Origin of the sequence: Dermatophilus congolensis (assembly GCF_900187045.1) — a bacterium.
Lineage (GTDB): Bacteria > Actinomycetota > Actinomycetes > Actinomycetales > Dermatophilaceae > Dermatophilus > Dermatophilus congolensis.
Map to the genome: position 1 here is coordinate 1,004,782 of NZ_LT906453.1, position 17,734 is coordinate 1,022,515.

At 61.1% G+C, this 17,734-nt stretch carries 14 protein-coding genes, 1 tRNA gene and 1 riboswitch; of the genes, 9 read left to right on the forward strand and 6 right to left on the reverse strand.

Annotated features, from left to right (window positions below; all coding sequences use genetic code 11):
* Positions 1–43 precede the first annotated feature (43 nt).
* Together cysS and rlmB are read left to right on the forward strand one after the other, a co-directional pair.
* Positions 44–1,513: a cysteine--tRNA ligase gene (gene cysS / locus CKV89_RS04320; RefSeq protein ID WP_028327140.1), complete on the forward strand. Its 1,470-nt coding sequence runs from the start codon at positions 44–46 to the stop codon at positions 1,511–1,513.
* Complete coding sequence (gene rlmB, locus CKV89_RS04325; protein WP_028327139.1) at positions 1,513–2,496, forward strand: 23S rRNA (guanosine(2251)-2'-O)-methyltransferase RlmB; 984 nt, start codon at positions 1,513–1,515, stop codon at positions 2,494–2,496. Before cysS ends, rlmB begins: the two co-directional genes overlap by 1 nt.
* 18 nt (positions 2,497–2,514) lie before the next feature.
* On the opposite strand, the gene CKV89_RS04330 is transcribed toward rlmB, so the two are convergent.
* From CKV89_RS04330 to CKV89_RS04345, 4 genes are all read right to left on the reverse strand, one after another.
* Positions 2,515–3,789, reverse strand: a complete 1,275-nt coding sequence (locus CKV89_RS04330; protein ID WP_051277495.1) for a DUF4032 domain-containing protein — start codon at positions 3,787–3,789, stop codon at positions 2,515–2,517.
* Positions 3,790–3,820: 31 nt separating this feature from the next.
* Entirely contained in the window at positions 3,821–4,981 is a 1,161-nt protein-coding gene (locus CKV89_RS04335) for an ABC transporter ATP-binding protein (protein WP_028327138.1), read from the reverse strand.
* Between the two features lie 159 nt (positions 4,982–5,140).
* Positions 5,141–5,935: a trehalose-phosphatase gene (gene otsB / locus CKV89_RS04340; protein WP_051277494.1), complete on the reverse strand. Its 795-nt coding sequence runs from the start codon at positions 5,933–5,935 to the stop codon at positions 5,141–5,143.
* Entirely contained in the window at positions 5,932–7,392 is a 1,461-nt protein-coding gene (locus tag CKV89_RS04345; RefSeq protein WP_028327137.1) for an alpha,alpha-trehalose-phosphate synthase (UDP-forming), read from the reverse strand. The genes otsB and CKV89_RS04345 overlap by 4 nt, the downstream gene beginning before the upstream one ends.
* A gap of 236 nt (positions 7,393–7,628) precedes the next feature.
* On the opposite strand from CKV89_RS04345, the gene CKV89_RS04350 reads away from it, so the two are divergent.
* The 4 genes from CKV89_RS04350 (at position 7,629) to CKV89_RS04365 (ending at position 12,213) form a co-directional block, all read left to right on the forward strand.
* Positions 7,629–9,722, forward strand: coding sequence for a serine/threonine-protein kinase (locus CKV89_RS04350; protein ID WP_084440994.1), 2,094 nt, complete (start codon positions 7,629–7,631; stop codon positions 9,720–9,722).
* 261 nt (positions 9,723–9,983) lie between these two features.
* Positions 9,984–10,156, forward strand: a riboswitch (cyclic di-AMP (ydaO/yuaA leader).
* A gap of 7 nt (positions 10,157–10,163) precedes the next feature.
* Complete coding sequence (locus tag CKV89_RS12510) at positions 10,164–10,895, forward strand: transglycosylase family protein (protein WP_028327133.1); 732 nt, start codon at positions 10,164–10,166, stop codon at positions 10,893–10,895.
* Between the two features lie 272 nt (positions 10,896–11,167).
* Positions 11,168–11,243: transfer RNA gene (locus CKV89_RS04360), tRNA-Thr, on the forward strand.
* 481 nt (positions 11,244–11,724) lie between these two features.
* Complete coding sequence (locus CKV89_RS04365; protein ID WP_084440993.1) at positions 11,725–12,213, forward strand: hypothetical protein; 489 nt, start codon at positions 11,725–11,727, stop codon at positions 12,211–12,213.
* A 58-nt stretch (positions 12,214–12,271) separates the two neighbouring features.
* Here CKV89_RS04365 and CKV89_RS04370 read toward each other — a convergent pair whose 3' ends face one another.
* Entirely contained in the window at positions 12,272–13,984 is a 1,713-nt protein-coding gene (locus tag CKV89_RS04370; RefSeq protein ID WP_231935448.1) for a DNA polymerase, read from the reverse strand.
* A 73-nt stretch (positions 13,985–14,057) separates the two neighbouring features.
* On the opposite strand from CKV89_RS04370, the gene CKV89_RS04375 reads away from it, so the two are divergent.
* The 3 genes from CKV89_RS04375 to CKV89_RS04385 all read left to right on the forward strand — a co-directional run bounded on the left by CKV89_RS04375 (position 14,058) and on the right by CKV89_RS04385 (position 16,672).
* A complete protein-coding gene (locus tag CKV89_RS04375) occupies positions 14,058–14,846 on the forward strand; it encodes an NAD-dependent epimerase/dehydratase family protein (RefSeq protein ID WP_034401108.1) in 789 nt (262 codons plus the stop codon).
* Between the two features lie 88 nt (positions 14,847–14,934).
* Complete coding sequence (locus CKV89_RS04380; protein ID WP_028327130.1) at positions 14,935–15,579, forward strand: PH domain-containing protein; 645 nt, start codon at positions 14,935–14,937, stop codon at positions 15,577–15,579.
* 94 nt (positions 15,580–15,673) lie between these two features.
* Complete coding sequence (locus CKV89_RS04385; RefSeq protein WP_028327129.1) at positions 15,674–16,672, forward strand: hypothetical protein; 999 nt, start codon at positions 15,674–15,676, stop codon at positions 16,670–16,672.
* A gap of 20 nt (positions 16,673–16,692) precedes the next feature.
* Here the strand turns inward: CKV89_RS04385 and meaB are convergent, their stop codons facing one another.
* Positions 16,693–17,733 carry a methylmalonyl Co-A mutase-associated GTPase MeaB gene (meaB, locus tag CKV89_RS04390; protein ID WP_051277493.1) on the reverse strand — a complete coding sequence of 347 codons (1,041 nt, stop codon included), beginning with the start codon at positions 17,731–17,733 and terminating at the stop codon, positions 16,693–16,695.
* Position 17,734: the final 1 nt, after the last annotated feature.

Consider the following 17,734-nt stretch of genomic DNA (forward strand, 5'->3'; position numbering starts at 1 on the left):
CGTCGCGGGAAACCGCACGGACACCATTCGTTACGCTGGGTACGTGACATTGCGCCTCTACGACACCGCCACCCGCACCCAGCGAGACTTCGTCCCGCTCACACCAGGCAAAGTCGGCATCTACATTTGTGGCCTCACCACCCAGGGAACCCCCCACATCGGACACCTACGCTTCGCTGTAGCGTTCGATATCCTGCGCCGTTGGCTTGCCTGGGGGCATGGCTACGACGTCACTCTCGTGCGCAACGTCACCGACATCGACGACAAAATCCTTCGCAAATCCGCCGAGAACGAACGCCCCTGGTGGGCGTGGAGCTACGCACACGAACGCGAAACCTCTGACGCGCTGCGCACTCTGGGAGTCATCGACGCCACGTACGAACCACGTGCCACCGGCCACATCCCTGAGATGGTCGAACTGATGGAACGCCTCATCGAACTCGGCCATGCCTACCCGGCCGAAGATGGCTCCGGCGATGTTTACTTCGATGTTCGTAGCTACCCCGAGTACGGTGCGCTCACCCGCCAAAAGGTCGAAGACATGTCTGCGGCTGAAGACGCCGATCCACGAGGAAAACGCGACCCCCGAGACTTTGCGCTCTGGAAAGGTTTCAAACAGGGCGAGCCCGAAACCGCATCCTGGCCCACCCCTTATGGGCGCGGACGCCCCGGATGGCACCTCGAATGCTCCGCTATGGCACGCAAATACCTCGGTGACGCCTTTGACATCCATGGTGGAGGGGTGGACCTGCGCTTCCCCCATCACGAAAACGAACAAGCTCAATCCCGCGCAGCAGGTTACGGATTCGCTCAGTACTGGATGCACAACGGCTGGCTCACTGCCGGCGGTGAAAAAATGAGCAAATCACTAGGGAATGGCATGACCATCGCCCAGATCACCACCAAAGCCGCGCCACTGGCCGTCCGCTACTACCTCGGCGCTTCCCAATACCGATCCACTATTGAGTACTACCCCACATCTTTGGAGGAAGCTGCCTCCGCAGCCGAGCGCATCACCGGATTCCTGAACCGCTGCATCGAAACTATTCCTGAGCTCGAAACAACCGCACTAGTTCTTCGCACCGGCGTCCACATCCACACACCAGATCACCTTGCTGTACCTGACGCGTTCGCCGCAGCTATGAACGATGACCTCAACGTGCCCGGCGCACTCGCAGTCGTCCACGACACCCTCCGCGCAGGCAACGCCGCTCTGGATAAAGGCGACACCGCCGCTGCTCACCAAGCAGCCATCGCTGTCGGCACGATGACCACAATCCTCGGCATCAACCCGCTGGACTCACAATGGGATAAGAGCGGCTCCACTGAGCAACACGCGATAGATGTCCTCGACGGGCTCATCCGTGCTCAACTTCAAGCCCGCGCGACCGCGCGGAAAAACAAGGACTTCGCCACCGCCGACGCCATCCGCGACACCCTCACCAGCCTTGGTGTGGTCGTCGAGGACACCCCGTCCGGTGCTCGTTGGACCCTGGCAAAGGCAGGTGCGTAATGGCAGGAACTGGTAACTCCCGCAAACGAGGAGCAGTCCGCAAACCCGGCAGTAAAAAAGGCATGGTGGTCGGTTCCGGTGGACAACGGCGTAAAGGGCTTGAAGGCAAAGGCCCAACACCCAAAGCCGAGGACCGTCCATATCACAAGGCCTACAAAGCCAAACAAGCTGCACTGACTCGTGCTAAAACTCGCACTGCTGCGCCAGGCAAACGTCCTCACCGTGACAGTGATGACGTCATCATGGGCCGCAACGCTGTTCTTGAGGCGCTTCGCGAGGACATGCCTATCACTACCTTGTATATCTCTGGCAAGGTAGATGAGCCACGGCTACGCGAAGCTGTCGCTCTAGCCACAGAAAAAGGCATCCCCGTTCTTGACGCGCCTCGCGGCGAGATGGAACGCATCACTGATTCCACAGTTCATCAGGGTATCGCGGCCAAGATGAAGGCCTATAAGTACGCCGACATCGAGTCGTTGATTCATCCGGAAGATCCTTTTGATCGTCCTGCGGGAGTGCCGCTGGTAGTGGCGCTCGATGGAATTACCGATACCCGTAATTTGGGTGCCATCATCCGATCCGCAGCAGCGTTCGGTGCACACGGCATCGTGTTACCTGAACGGCGTTCTGTAACGATGACTGCGGCAGCGTGGAAGACCTCTGCGGGTGCTGCTGCGCGCGTGCCAGTTGCTTCGGTGACGAACCTGACGCGCACTCTCGAACAGTTCCGCAAAGCGGGGTATTTTGTTATCGGGTTGGATATGGATGGCGATGTGAGCCTTCCTGACCTGCAGCTAGCTGATACGCCTTTGGTGGTGGTTGTTGGTTCAGAGGGTAAGGGTATGTCGCGCTTGGTGCGTGAGACGTGCGATCAAGTTGTTGATATTCCGATGAGCGGCGAGATGGAGTCACTGAACGCCTCTGTTGCTGCGGGAATTACTCTTTACCAGGTAGCAGCAGCGCGGGACGCGGCGCGGCGTTGAGGCTTTAGTCTGACGGCGTCATTCGGTGTGTGTGCCGGTGGCGCCGTCTGCTGCATTGTTAGTCACGATGATGGGGATCGCGGTGGTGTTGACCCCAACGATTGCCTTCTCATCGGGTTTGGTGGGCAGAACCTGGCTCAAGTAGTCAGCGAATGCCCACTGCACGGATACGTCGTACCCAGCGCGTTCGGAAAGGTACCAGCGGTGTTCGAGCACTTCGTGGAATACCTGCGCAGGTTCGAGCTTGGCAGCCATGTTTGAGGGGATGTTGGCTGTGACCGGTTCGTAGACGTTAACGAGCCATTCATGGGCTGCGACTGATTCGAGAATATTGGGGGATAGAGAAGCACGGTATGTGTCCATATCGGACAGGAGTCGTCGTGCTTGGTTTTCTTGGACGTCGAGCCCGGTCAGTCTCATGAGGCGCCGGTGGCTGTATCCGGCGTCGACTACTTTCGGGGTGATTTGAATTGTTTCTCCGTTGCCTTCCCTGGTGACTGAGAGCTCGTCGACGTTGTAGCCCAGAAGGTTGAGGCGGCGGATGCGCTCTTCCATTCGCCATGTTTCACCGGTGGTGAGGGCTTCGGATGCGGTTAGTTCGTTCCAGAGGCTGTGGTATCTGGAGACAACTTGTTCTGATGTGGCGATGGGGTCTAGTTCTGGGCTGAGCAGGCCCCCCGCGATGAGATCCATGAGTTCGCCGGCGATGTTGACGTGGGCGATGTCCAGGTCATGGCGGCGTTGGCCTTCAGTGAGCTGGGGAAAGAGTTGTCCGGTTTCTGCGTCGACGAGGTAGGCGCTGAAGTCGTCGGCGTCGCGGCGGAACAGGGTGTTAGACAGGGAGACGTCTCCCCACCAGAATCCGGCGAGGTGGAGTCGCACGAGTAGGACGGTCAGGGCGCCGATGAGGCGTTCTGCTGTGTCGGGTTGCAGTTTTCGGCTAAAGAGAGCGCGGTACGGCAGGGAGAACTGGAGGTGTTCGGTGATGAGGACAGCGTCGAGAGGTTGACCGGTAGCGGTTGTGCGTCCATCGACGACGCCCAGGGGAGTCACGCAGGGTTGGTCAAGGCGTTGGAGGTTGCGGAGCATGGCGTACTCGCCGCGGGCGAGTACGGCTTTGATTTCTTTGAGGGCGATTATGCGTGGGCCAACGTTGACGAATCGTACGACGTGGCGGGATATTCCGCGGGGGAGGGCGGCGAAGCGGCTGATTGGCCAGTCCTCTAGGGCGGTGTCCCAGGGGAGGTCGAGAAGCTCTGGGGTGGGTTCAGTTGTTGTGATGCTCAGGGCCACAGGGCCATGCTGGCATTTTCGGGGCGTGGAGTCACGGCCCGAGGCGTTGGCCTGTGTGCGGGTTGAAGAAGTGGATGTGGTTGGGGTCGGGTGTGAGGTGGACTAGGTCGCCTTGGGAGAGGTTGTGCTCGGTGGGTATGAGCGCGCGTAGTGGGGGCATGGGCAGGCTTGTGTCGGTGTCGGCGAGGTCGTGGTCGATGCGGTTGAGGGCGGGGATGGTGGTGTCGAGGTGTTCGCGCATGGTGGCGGTGGCTGTGTGGGGGGTGACGGCGCCGTGAGGTGGGGTGGGGGTGATGGTGTCGATGTGAGTAGGGCAGCCGGTGTTGTCGGGGCTGATGGTGGTGTGGCCGGGGCGGGCGCCGAGCACGATGGTGTCGGTGAGATGGTGGCGGATGTGGTCGGGGATGGGGATGGTGGAGCTGCCCAGGGTGGCGTGGTTGCCGTTGATGGGAGCTAGGAACAGATTCATGGGTTCGGGGGCTGCGTAGAGTGCTACGAAGATGGAGGCAGGTGTGTTGATGATGTCTTCGGGTGGGCCGATTTGTTCGAGGCGTCCGTGGTTGAGGACGGCGATGCGGTTACCGAAGGCTTCGGCTTCGGTGGGGGATGAGGTGGCAAAGAGTGTGGTGATGCCGAGGCGTTGTTGGAGTTCGGCGATGTGGTGGCCGGTGTCTAGGCGTAGGTCGGCGTCGAGGTTGGCGAGGGGGTCGTCCATCATGAAGACGCGTGGTTCGCGGACGACGGCGCGGCCTAGGGCGACGAGTTGGCGTGCGCCGTGGCCGCTGAGTTGGTCGGGCAGTGCGTTGAGCTGGTCGGTGAGGTTGAGGATTTCGGCTGCGTGGCGGACTCTGCGGTCGATTTCTTTGGCGGGTATGCCGGCCACGCGTAGGGCGAATCCCATGTTGTCGGCGACGCTCATGTGGGGGTAGAGGGCGTAGTTCTGGAATGCCATGGCGACGTCGCGGTCGTGGGGCGGGATGGTGTCGATGTCGTGGCCGTCTAGGAGGATGCGGCCGGCGGTGACTTCTTCGAGTCCGGCGAGCATGCGCAGTGCGGTGGATTTTCCGGCGCCGTGAGGGCCGAGGAGGGAGAGGAATTCTCCGTCGGCGATGTTGAAGGTCACGGCGTCTACGGAGGGATGTTCGCTGCCCGGGTACACGCGGGTCGCGGCATCGAACGTCACGCTTGCCATCAGCTCGTGATCACCTTTCTTGAACGCGACATTGCGTTCTTTGTGACGGTCTTGATCGTGGGGCCGTCTGCTTCCATTGTTGCCTGATGTTGTGGCGTTTTGGTGGTTTGTGCGCTGCGGGCTTGGGGGAGTGCTGTGTTGCTGGTGTTTCTTGTGAGGTTAGGTGTGTTGGGTGTGTTGGGTGCGTAGGTGGGTTAGGCAGGTAAGTGCTGCATGGACGTAGTGGGGGTCAGGTAGGCGTGTGGTGGCGGCTGTGGGGCCGTCACCGACTTTGAACATGAATGACGTTTGAGGGTCGTGAAAGGTTTCGAAGACGGTTTCGTCGGTGAGATCGTCCCCGAAATAGACGAGAGTGGGTTGGGGGTGGGTCAGGGTGGCCAGGGTGGTTAGGGCGCTGCCTTTGGTGGCGTGTAGGACGGCGGTTTCGACGACGTTTTTGCCTAGGAGGGGTTCGAGGTTGGTGTGGGTGCGGATGGTGGTGATGGCGGCGTCGATGGCTTCTTGTCGTTGTTGTGGGGGCAGTTGTCGTACGTGGATGACTACGGCGGCAGATTTGTTTTCGATGGTGATGCCGGGGTAGCGCTGTTTGAGTGTGTGAGCGAGGTGGTTGAGGTGGGCCAGGGTGGCTTGTTGGGTGTCGGTTAGGGGGGCCGCATCTGCGATGCGGGGGTTGTTGCTTTGGGCGCCGTGGCTGGCGATGAGGGTGATGTTGTGGGGGTTGTCGGTGAGGTGGGCCAGGGTGGCAAGGTCGCGTCCGGATACCAGTGCGCTGGTTGTGTGGGGTAGGCGAGCGAGGTGCTGCAGGGCTTCGATAGTTCCCGCTAGGGGGCGCACGGCCATGGGGTCGTCGTGGAAGGGAGCTAGTGTGCCGTCGAAGTCGCTGGCGACGATGAGGTGAGCGGCTCCGGCTGCGCGGGCGAGGAGTGCGGTGGTGTGGGGGGTGAGGGTGGTCATGGCGTGGTGGTTTTGCGGTTGCGGCGGGGGCTGGGTTTGGCAGGGGCAATGTCTAGGGCGGTGAGGAAGGCTTCGGCCCATTTTTGGACGGAGTTGTCGCGGACTTTTCGGCGTAGGGTGCGCATGCGTTTGCGGTTGTCTTCGCGGGGGGCGTGGATGGCTCGGATGATGGTGTCTTTGAGGCCTTGGATGTCGTGGGGGTTGTGAATGTAGGCGGCGTTGAGCTCTATGGCTGCGCCGGTGAATTCGGAGAGTACGAGGGCGCCACCGTGGTCGGGGCGGCAGGCGACGTATTCCTTGGCGACGAGGTTCATGCCATCGCGTAGGGGGGTGACGAGCATGATGTCGGCGGCGCGGTACATGGCGGCGAGTTCTTCGCGGTCCATGGATTGGTGGAGGTATTGCAGGGCGGTGTGGGTGACGTCGGAGAATTCGCCGTTGACTTGGCCGACGTTGAGTTCGACTTGGTCGCGGAGGTGTTGGTAGGCCTGGACGCGCTCGCGGGAGGGGACGGCGACTTGGATGAGGGTGGTTCCGGGGACTTCGAGTCGTCCGTCGGTGAGGAGTTCTTGGTAGGCCTTGAGACGGTGGCGGATGCCTTTGGTGTAGTCGAGGCGGTCCACGCCTAGGAGGATTGTGTCGGGGTTGCCGAGTTCTTCGCGGATTTCTTTTGCGCGTTTGACTACGGAGGGGCGGCGGGCGAGGTCGTCGTAGTTTTCGAAGTCGATGGAGATGGGTAGGGCGGCGGCGCGGGCTGTGTGTCCTGCGTGGGGGGAGTCGCTGCCGATGGTGACGGTGTCGCCTTTGACGGTCATGTTCCCGGCCCATTTGGCGGCGTGGAGGAAGTTGCTGGCGTCGGCGGGGCGTTGGAAGCCGAGGAAGTCAGCGGAGGCGAGTCCTTCGAGGATGTTGCGTCGCCAGGGCAGTTGGCTGAAGAGTTCGAGTGGAGGGAAAGGGATGTGGTTGAACCAGCCGATGCGTAGGTCGGGGCGTTGTGCGCGCAGGAGGGCTGGGACGAGTTGGAGTTGGTAGTCGTGGACCCAGATGGTGGCTTTGGGGGCAGCGACGATGGCGATTTCGTCGGCGAATCTGCGGTTGACGCGTTGGTAGGCGTGCCACCAGGATCGGTGGAATTGGGCGGGGACGATGACGTCGTGATAGATAGGCCAGAGCGTGTCGTTGGAGAAGCCTTCGTAGTAGGCCTTGACTTCTTCTGCGGATAGGGCGATGGGGTGTAGGTGCATTCCTTCGTCATCGAAGGGTGCGGGTGCTTCTCCTGGGTCTCCGGCCCAGCCGACCCAGGCTCCGGAGCGGTTACGCATGACGGAGTCCATGGCGGTAACTAGGCCACCGGGGCTGCGTTTCCAGGAGTGGGTTCCGTCTGGTTCGGTGTGGCTGTCTACGGGGAGCCTGTTGGCCGCGATGACGAAGTCGAAGGTGGGTGTGGTTTCGGGCATCGTGACTCCTGTGTCAATCGCGTTGTCGCTTCGTGCGGGACTGTGTGGGTGTGTGGGGTCTTCTGGTGCACGTAGCGATCTGGACCATCCTAGGATCGATGGAGGCCGATCGGCGAGGGGAAGACGAAGAACGATTCGTGTGGCTTGTGCGTTCCCAGGGTGGGTCACGTTGTGATCGGGGTTAGTGGGTGGTGGAGCAGTGGCTTTTTTCTGTTCATGAGATATGAGGAGTACGGATGAGCGATCGGGCCGGTATGGCGAAGATGGGTGAAGCGGATTTCCCGCGTCTGCTGGGCTCGTACACGCTGCATCACGAGTTGGGTTCCGGTGGGATGGGCATCGTGTATCTCGGCACGGATGCGGGGGGCCGTGGGGTTGCGGTGAAGGTTTTGCAGCCGCATATCGCTGCTGATGGTTCGGCGCGGGCGAGGTTGCGGCGTGAGTTTTCTTCGTTGCAGCGAATTGATGATCCGCGGGTGGCTCCGCTGGTGGATGCGGATTTGGATGGTGAGACTCCGTATTTGGTGACGCGGTATGTGCCGGGGTTGTCGTTGGATCAGCGGGTGCGTGAGTCTGGGCCGTTGTCGTTGGCTGAGGTGCGTGTTCTTGGTCGTGGTTTGGGTGAGGCGTTGGATGCGATTCACGCTGCGGGGGTGGTGCATCGTGATTTGAAGCCGACGAATGTGCTGATGGAGGGGGATAACCCTGTTGTTATCGACTTTGGTATTGCGCAGGCTGCTGATGATTGTCGGTTGACGCAGGCGGGTGTGGTGATGGGCACGCCGGGGTATTTGCCTCCGGAGGTGCTTAGTGGTGAGGTCGTTGCGGCGGATTCGGACTGGTGGGCGTGGGCTGCGACGTTGACGTATGCGTTGACTGGTCGGCCGCCGTTTGGTCGTGGTCCGTTGGATGCGGTGTTGTCGCGGGTGCATACGGGCCGTCCTGATTTGGAGGGCGTGCCTAGTTCGGTGGCGGATATGTTGCGTTCTGCGTTGGTTCCGGACCGGGAGCGGCGTCCTGAACCGCATACGTTGTTGTGGTTGCTGGAAGAGGCGCGTTCAGATGGAACGGGCCCGGTGGCTGGCGACGCCTTGGCGGTGACGCAGCAGTTAGCCGTTGATCCTGGTGCAACGCAGCAGATGAATGCTGGGTCCACAGGGCATTTGTCAGCTGTTTCGGGTGCTACGGAGCAGTTGTCGATGGGGGCGGCTACGGCGCGATTCCCAGCGGCTTCAGCGCCTGTGGGTGATGGGTGCACGGAGCAGTTGTCGACTGATCCGGGGATGGCGGCTACGGCTGCTCACCCGCGGATCGAGACTCGAACGATGCCGGCGGTGACTCCTTCTCAGGAGCAAGGCAGTACAGCGCGTTTGAGCACTAACGGTGGATACACAGGATTTGGTGCTCCTCCTGCGGGTAAGGCTGAGACTGATGAAGAGATCGGCATGTTCCAGAACTCTTGGGGCAAGCGTGCGTTGTCTTCTGCTGGAACCGATGGGCGCCCGTTTTCTCGTTTGATGGTGCCCGATCAGCCGCATTCGATGTCTGAGACCAGAGGCATTGGGCAGGTTGCTTCGTCTGCTCCAGCCAAGGGCAGCCAGGATTCTGGTGTCGGCGGTTATGTTGAGCGGGCTAAGGAGAAGTTCGCTGGCTGGAGTGATGCGATCAGGCCGCAGGGAAAGTTTGCTCAGGTGCGTGGCGGTACCGCCGTGCAGCGGGCTTCGCAACCGCAGGTGCGTAAGTCTTTGACTCCGGCGCTGGCTGGGCTGGGATTGCTTGTGATGGCGTTGGCTGCGTCTTTCCCGGTCTGGACTCTGGTGTTGTGCACGCTGTGGGGCGTTGTTGCGCGGACGACGTATGAGTCGGTGCGGGGGGTGCGGGATCGGCGGCTGGAGAAGGGGCCTAGCAGCATGGATGTTTTCGGTGCTGTGATGCTTGCGCCATTGCGGATTGTGCCTGCGACTGTTGTGACGTTGCTTGCAGTTGTGCCGGTGACGGTCATTGCTGTGGCGGGAATGTTTGGTACGTCTGGGTTGATGTATCTGTTTGGTAAGTCCTCTGTGGATCCTTTCGGAGAGGTTGCTTTGGCTGCCGGCGCGGCAATTGGTGTCATGGTTGCGTGGTGGGGTGCAGGTGGTGCGGGTCTGCGCCGTGGCACGCGTCTGATTGTGCGTGCGGCGACACCGGGGCGTAAGGGTGTAACGATTTTCACGTCAGTGCTGGTCATCGTGGTGCTTTACCTCACCCTGCGGTTACAGGCCAGCGGTATCCGAGTGAACTGGTCACCGTTAGATAATGTGATTTCGGACACATTTTTCCGGTGGTGGTGAAGTCGAACGTAATCCCAGGTTTCGTTCGACTTGAGCCTGCGACCTTCGCTTTCGGCTTCCTGTGTTATTTACGCGCCCGTGGTTACTGCGGTATGGCGGCTGGGCTGCGCCGCGCCGTGGGCGACCCATTTCCTTGCTCGTTATCGAGTCGTGACCTAGAGTCGCAGCCGTTGCTGCTCCAACAAAGTCGTTGGCGGCAACATCACCAATCGCATGACCATTGAGCGCACGTGCCTGAGCGCTGAACTTCGTCGGCGGGCACGTGATCCGGGACCTACCCGGACCAGACGAAGGCGGGGGAACCATATGCTCCGATCACCATGATCGGAGCGGCGGTCACGCTCCAGTGGCCTGGGGGTAAAGGCGAGCATTTCGCCCGGGCACCTGGCGCCCGAACCCGACAGCTAACCCCGTAGGCGCTCGTCAGGAGAGGAAAAAACTTTGTCTTACGTTCCTAAACATGCTGCTCCGCGCAAGCCCAAGATGGCTGCTCGGCTCGCGGGTGTCGTCGCGGTTGCCGGTGCGGCTACTGCTGCCGGTGTCACCACGTCCTCGTCTTCGGCTCACGCCGCTGGCGACGTGTGGGACCGCGTTGCGGCCTGTGAGTCTGGCGGTAACTGGAGCATTGCTTCCGGTAACGGCTACTACGGTGGTCTGCAGTTCTCCAAGAGCAGCTGGAAAGCCGCTGGTGGCACCAAGTACGCCTCCATGCCCCACAAAGCCACCAAAGCGCAGCAGATCGCTGTCGCACAGAACCTGCTCCGCATGCAAGGCCCCGGTGCTTGGCCGGTCTGCTCCCGTAAAGCAGGCCTGACCCGCGCTAACGGGTTGGCTTCTTCCGGTGGCGCCAGTGCTGGCAAGGGTGTGACGAACGCTCCTTCCAAGAAGGGCGTCAAGCCCACCGGTTCCACGGCTGGCGTGCAGTCTGCATGGCTGAACCGTGCTGACACCCGTGACTTCTACACGTGGCTCGGTATGGATCGTCACCACTTCCTCACCAAGTCCGGTATCAAGGCGCTGCAGCGTAAGGCAGGAGTCGCTGCTGACGGTGTCATCGGGCCGAACACGGTTCGCGCCGTCGAGAACCTCATTGGTGCCAAGCGCACCGGCCTTTCGTACTTCACGAAGGGCACCATCAACGTCCTGTCTCACTACATTCAGGCCCGCGTCTGAGTGAATGGGTCCTTTTAACCGAGGCTAACTCGGTTATCCGATCCGACGACACGGCCTCACCTGTGTAGGGGGGATCGCTCGGGGGAATGGCAAACCGTTTGGTGTAGTACAAGTAGCGGGTGCTGTGCACAGCACCCGCTACTTGTCGTGTCGAGAGAAACTCGCATGCCTGGTTCCATGTTGTAGCGGCTGAGAACCAGGCATGCAGCGTTCGATTCGTCGCTCAGGAACAAGACCGCTATGATGGCGCATGTAATCCCGATAGGGAGACTGCTGGCGTGGCGCAATCGGTAGCGCACCTGTCTTGTAAACAGGGGGTTAGGGGTTCAAGTCCCCTCGCCAGCTCCAAATAACTGCAGGCCAGAGCGTTAAGCTCTGGCCTGCAGTTATTTGCTGGGAGCAAATCGTTCGTCTCGTGCTCCCACTCTGAGAGCACGAGATGAGGAACCAGAGGCCAGTCACGCGGTGAGGACGTGTTCACGCTTTTCACCACAGGCATGAAAAGCCCTCATTAAAGGCGAACCGCAGCGAAGTCATAAGGCACGTAGCCGAGAGGCCAAAAAGCTCCAGATATGGAACAGCGCTGCTGCCCCTGTCCCATATGTACACATGCATCCAAAGCTGCGACACGCTGCGCAAACACCCTCCCACAACGAACACTGTGCACAGATAACAGTGTCTTACCGCGCCAGCACGACCGACTCATGACATGGTGGGAATAGATCAACTGTCCCCACCGGGGCGGCTGAAACACCACGCACACAAAGTGCGCACATCCGCGGCACCTACAACCCCCCACCAGCGCCGCTGCACACCACCAGGAGGAACCATGAGCCTTGTTCTCGCTCCAGCCAGGCTGGCTGCCGGCCTATTCATCCTCAACTCCGGACTCGGCAAACGGAACCTACCCACCGACGCCTATGAAAACCTCCGCGACATGGGAGCCAACGGCGTCCCCCAGCTTAAAGACGTCCCCGCCGACACCTTCGGCAAAGCACTCTCCTACGGAGAAACCGCCCTGGGCGCCGCCCTCATCCTTCCCGTCGTCCCCAACTGGGCAGCAGGACTAGCCCTCGGCGCCTTCAGCGGCGGACTACTCAACATGTACCGCAACACCCCCGGCCTGACCGTCGATGGCATCCGCCCCACCCAAGAAGGAACCGCCATCGCCAAAGACGTCTTCCTCACCGGAATCGCAGGCTCCCTGCTCCTAGACTCACTCTTCTCCGCAGGACGCGGCGTCAAAAAGAGCGCAAAGAAAGCACAAAAACAAGCCGCCAAAAAAGCCCGCAAAGCCAAAAAAGAACTCATCAGCTAAAACCACACACCACAACGCACGAGGGCGGGTGAAACCACACCCGCCCTCACCCATACCCTCACCCCTTAGCCTCACTCCACCGCCGAACCACCTGGGTATCAGCAACAAAACGCACCGGCGCACCACCAGTCCACCGCCGCGCAGCATCCACCAACGCCTGATTCACCAAAGCCACCGCATCACCAGCACATTCCTGCGGCACATGCACCAACAACTCATCGTGCAAACACATCACAATCTCCCCACCCAACGACGGCAACACAGCACGCACCGTCGCCACCCACGCTTTAAACAACTCAGCCGCAGCCCCCTGAATAATCGCATTCCGAGCAAACCGACCCCGACCTGACACCCGCGCCTGATCGCCCCCCGGCGACAACCGCCCCGTCGGAATCAAACGCCCACCAAACGTACGAAACTCACCACCAGCCACCCCCACCCGCTGCGCCCAATCCAACACACTCATAGCCCTCGGAAACGCCCGCTCCAACCCACGCAACGCTTGCGCCGCAGTACCCGTACGCTGCCCATACATCGCCGCCAACATCGCCACCTTCGCATGCGAACGATCCACCCCCAACTGCCGAGCCACCCCCGCATACAAATCATCAGCAGCAGTCGCCGCCGCCATCGCCCTATCCCCAGAAACCGCAGCCAAAACCCGCGGCTCCACCTGACCCAAATCAGCCCGCACCAACACCCACCCCTCACGCGCAGCCACCCCCGGACGCAAAACCGCCGGAATACTGTGCAACCCAGCCTCAGCAGTCATCCTGCCCGCACCCCCATCACACGGATGCCACCGCCCCCGAAGCCGATCATCCTCACCTACATGCTCAGCCAACCAACGCATCCCATACGTCGTACGAATCCGCTCATCAGCCCGCCACCTCAACAACGCAGGAACCACCGGATGCACCTGCCGAAACGCCTCCAACGTCCACTTACGCGTATCCGGAACATCAATCCCCACCCCCGCCAACAAACCCCGCACCTGCAACGGATTACGCAAATCCACACGCCCCGCATCAGGCACAAGATCCAACACCGACGCATCCAAAGCCGCCGTATCACCCGACAACGGCTCAATCACCGACAACAACGCACCCCGATCCACCGGCAACCCAACCCGCTCCAACTCGACACACACCACCGCCGCAGCAGACTCCGAATACACAGTGCTCACCAACCGAGGCCCCAACCCTCCAGCCAACTGTGCCTGCGACCGCGCACACTCCAATACCGCGCCGGCCAACTTCACCAACCGAGCATCATCAACCGCCCACGTCCCCCCAGCCGCAGCCGGAAGCAAATACCCCGCACCAGAAACCACATCCACCGCATCAGCACCCCCACCCACCAAACCCAACAAATCATCCCCCGCAGGCGCCTCAACCCCCTCCAACGACAACCCATGCGCCACCGCCCACGCCACCCCAGGCCCAGCCTCCCACCCTCCATGAATCAACCGATGCGCCTGCGCAACATCCCACACCCGCCCCGGACACACCCCCGAACGAGCCAACACCTCAGCCACCCCAGCAGCCTCCCACCACACCCACCGCGGACGCCCCCGCTCCACACCAGCCACCACCGCCCCAACACGATCCACATCCACCACCTCACACACACCCGCACCCACCACCGCCACCCGCGGCACCGACGGAGCCCCCCACGCCTGCGCAGCCGAAGGCCCCACAACCAAAGCCACCCAATCCGCAGGCACACCAGAACCCACACCCCCAGAAAAAGAACCCATCACATCAGACACACACCCATTGTGCGACCCGACACCACCCCAAATGCCCTGGCCACCCCGACCCATCCACGAAACACTGACACCCATGAACCCCACCAGCCCCCGACACCTACTCATCACCGGCGCCACCGGCGGAATCGGCCTACTCCTCACCCAACGCCTGCGCACCGACTACAAAATCACCCAACACGGCCGCACCCCCAAAAACGACGAACAACAACACACCCTCGCCAAAGCCGACCTCACCGACTACAACCAAACCCTCAACCTCATGACCGGCATCGACACAGTCATCCACCTCGCCGGCGCATCATCCCCAGAATCCACCTGGGACGAAGTCCTCAACGCAAACATCATCGGTACCCGCAACATCCTCGAAGCCGCACGAAACAGCGCAGTACGCCGCATCGTCTACGCCTCCTCCAACCACGCCCTGGGCATGTACGACCGCCACTCCCAATGGCCCACCGGCCCACACACCCTCCCACGCGCCGACTCCCTCTACGGCGTCTCAAAAATCTTCGGCGAAACCCTCGGACGCTTCTACCACGACGAATACGGCCTGGACTTCATCGCACTACGCATCGGCTGGTCCGTACCAGACCCCACCACCACCGACGAAGACCTCCTCCACGCCATGTGGCTCTCCCCAGACGACACCGAACAAATCTTCCGCTGCGCCATCGAAACCACCACCACCTTCGGCCTCTACTACGCCATCTCCAATAACAACAACCGCCGCTGGGACATCACCAACACCCTCCTGGAACTCGGCTACCGCCCCAAAGACTCCTGGGAAGACCACGACCCCCACCCCCAACCAGCCGTCGAAGGCGGCATCACCACCCGACTCACCTGGCCCATCGGCTCCTAACCACCCCCAGCCCCAACCATCAGCAACCAACTCCACCTGATTCACCAAAGACACTCAGATCGCCAAGCATTCGTCCGTATGAGAAAGCATGAACGAGCTGCGCGGTGACATCGCCGAAGCGTTGGCACGTATGGAAGTCACCTTCGGCACCCGTACGGCCATCCGAGACCTGCACGAAAGCCTCGAAGACGGCGAAACAGTAGTCGACATGGTCGGCTGCCAATTCGCCTCCGGCAACGCCGTACTCGTCCTCACCAACCAACGCGTCATGGCGCTACGCGACGACATCTCCGCCTTCCGCATGCGCGCAGTCAACCTCCCAGACATCAAAGCCGTCGACTACGCCCCCCGCATCCACGACGGCCTAGGAATCCTCACCGACGCCGGACGCATCGCCGTACGCAAAATGAGCCGCCGCGACGCCGACCGCATCGTCGACGGCATCCTCATCCGCTGCCCTAACGCCATCCTCGGCGTCAGCCGCCCAGCCGGCCCCGGCGGCAAAAGTGTCTTCCACCCCGAACCACGCACCGAAGCCCAAAAAGCACACCCCGACACAGCTAAACCCACCGAAAACACCACCCCCACACCCCAAACCGCCGACGAAATCATCGCCCAAAACGCCAACACCGACGAAGTAGTCCTCATGGCAGTCCTGGCCGACCTGCACGCTAAAGGCCTGCTCACCTCCGAAGAACTCGCCGCAAAAATCGCCCAGCTCTCCTCCCACTAAACAACCAACGCACCGCACCGGATGTCGGTACCTGCCCCCACGGACCTGAATACGGGAAGATGAACCCAGGTCAACTCGAAAGAGGGCAGGGCTCATGGACTCTGACAAGACGCCACTCCACCGGTCACGACAGCGCGAACACCGCCGCGCCCACCCCCACGACGTCTACGACGTCATGGCCGAAGGCTTCGCCACCGAAAAAGACACCAACACCGGAGCAGGCAGCGAAGTCGAATTCCTCCGCGCCCTCAACCTCTTACGCGAAACCACCCCCATCATCCAGCCATCCCACCCCACCCCCACAGAAGAAACCCCCACCCCACCATCCACCATCCCCGCCATCGAGATATACCTCACCCCCCGCACCCCAGAAACCGACCCCAACGAACCCGAACCACACCGCCACAACGAACCCGAAGAACCAGAAGAAATAGACACCACCCCCGTCAGCGCCGAAGAAATGACCGGCATCTGGCTCACCACCGTCACCGGACACACCTCACCGGTATGGCTCGACGGCGAACCCGCCGAACCCGAAGACCTCGGCGTCCCCGACGACATCAGCGACCGCCTCCGCGACTGGGCCGAACTATGGAACACCCAATGGCACCCAGACAGCGGCTGGCTACCCCGCGCCCGCATCACCGACTACGAAGCACTCGGACAATGGCTCGGACGCCGCGTCAAAGACGTCAGCGGCGCAGTCACCGTCACCGTACAACTCAGCCACCTCGGCCGCGCAGGTATCACCGTCGTCCAACCCCCCGAAACCCGCCAACCCGTACGCGTCCTACTCATGAACGACTACGGACTCAACTGGCCCATCTGGGTCGCCGACGATGCCGACTTCGTCACCGAATACGGCGTAGGCAGCTTCAGCTCCGAAATCAACGCCCGCATCGAAGCCTGGACAGCACAATTCCACCAACATATGAACCCCCAAACAGGATGGCAAGCACCCCACCTAGCCACCCACTACGCCGAAACAGCAGAAGACCTCGTCCTAGCCATCGCAGAAGAACTCGGCCCCGACTACCTCGTCGAACTCGACCTGTGGGAACTGCACCTGCGACAACCACCCCGCAGAAACTGAACACACCAACTCAGTCAACATCACCCAGCAGCAGAACCATCCATCCCCAAACCCTCAGCACTCCACCGAGACAACTGCGGATCCTGCGCAAACGCCTGCAACAACCGCGCCGCCCCCTCAACCGCACTCAACGACCCTGCCGAAACCGCCTCCTCAACTTCATCACGCACCTGCGCCACACCCTCACCACGACGCAATAACTGACGCACCTCCTCCTGCGCCATCGTCCACATCCAATCGCGCTGCTGCTGCACCCGCCGCTCCTCCAAGCGGCCCAACTTCTCCAAACGCTCCCGGTGCTTCAACACCGCAGCCCACACATCCTCCAACCCCACACCAGTCAAACCCGAACTCGTCATCACCAACGGCGGTGGAATCGACCGATCAGTACGCATTAACCGCAACGCACCAGACAGCTCCCGAGCAGCCTGCTTGGCCTTCATCTCATCACCATCGGACTTATTCATCGTGATGACGTCAGCCAACTCCAAAATGCCGCGCTTAATCCCTTGCAACTGATCACCCGTGCGCGCCAAACACAACATCAAAAACGTATCCACCATGTCAGCCACCGCAACCTCAGACTGACCAACACCCACCGTCTCAACAATGATCACGTCATACCCAGCAGCCTCCAACAACAACATCGACTCACGCGTAGCCCGGGCCACTCCACCCAAATGACCGCCCGAAGGCGAAGGCCTAATAAACGCCTCCTCACGCACCGCAAGATCAGCCATCCGCGTCCGGTCACCCAAAATCGACCCACCCGTACGCTGACTCGAGGGATCAACCGCAACCACACCCACCCGATAGCCCTGCTCAATCAAAAACAACCCGAACGTATTAATAAACGTCGACTTGCCCACCCCAGGAACACCCGAAATGCCGAGACGGATCGCTGAACCTGTGTACGGACGCACCGCCCGCAACAATTCACGCGCCTGAGCCTGATGCGCAGGCTTACTCGACTCCACCAAGGTGATCGCGCGGGCCAACGTCGTACGCTGGCCCGCACAAATCCCCTCGACGAGCTCCTCGACAGAGGGTGTTCGTCGCACT

What these genes read in the sequence shown, in the direction of transcription:
- CKV89_RS04350 (WP_084440994.1), top strand. Translation starts at nt 7,629, where the DNA reads ATGAGCGATCGGGCCGGTATGGCGAAGATGGGTGAAGCGGATTTCCCG.
- rlmB (WP_028327139.1), top strand. Translation starts at nt 1,513, where the DNA reads ATGGCAGGAACTGGTAACTCCCGCAAACGAGGAGCAGTCCGCAAACCC.
- CKV89_RS04385 (WP_028327129.1), top strand. Translation starts at nt 15,674, where the DNA reads ATGGACTCTGACAAGACGCCACTCCACCGGTCACGACAGCGCGAACAC.
- CKV89_RS04345 (WP_028327137.1), bottom strand. Translation starts at nt 7,392, where the DNA reads ATGCCCGAAACCACACCCACCTTCGACTTCGTCATCGCGGCCAACAGG.
- CKV89_RS04365 (WP_084440993.1), top strand. Translation starts at nt 11,725, where the DNA reads ATGAGCCTTGTTCTCGCTCCAGCCAGGCTGGCTGCCGGCCTATTCATC.
- CKV89_RS04380 (WP_028327130.1), top strand. Translation starts at nt 14,935, where the DNA reads ATGAACGAGCTGCGCGGTGACATCGCCGAAGCGTTGGCACGTATGGAA.
- CKV89_RS04335 (WP_028327138.1), bottom strand. Translation starts at nt 4,981, where the DNA reads ATGGCAAGCGTGACGTTCGATGCCGCGACCCGCGTGTACCCGGGCAGC.
- otsB (WP_051277494.1), bottom strand. Translation starts at nt 5,935, where the DNA reads ATGACCACCCTCACCCCCCACACCACCGCACTCCTCGCCCGCGCAGCC.
- CKV89_RS04375 (WP_034401108.1), top strand. Translation starts at nt 14,058, where the DNA reads ATGAACCCCACCAGCCCCCGACACCTACTCATCACCGGCGCCACCGGC.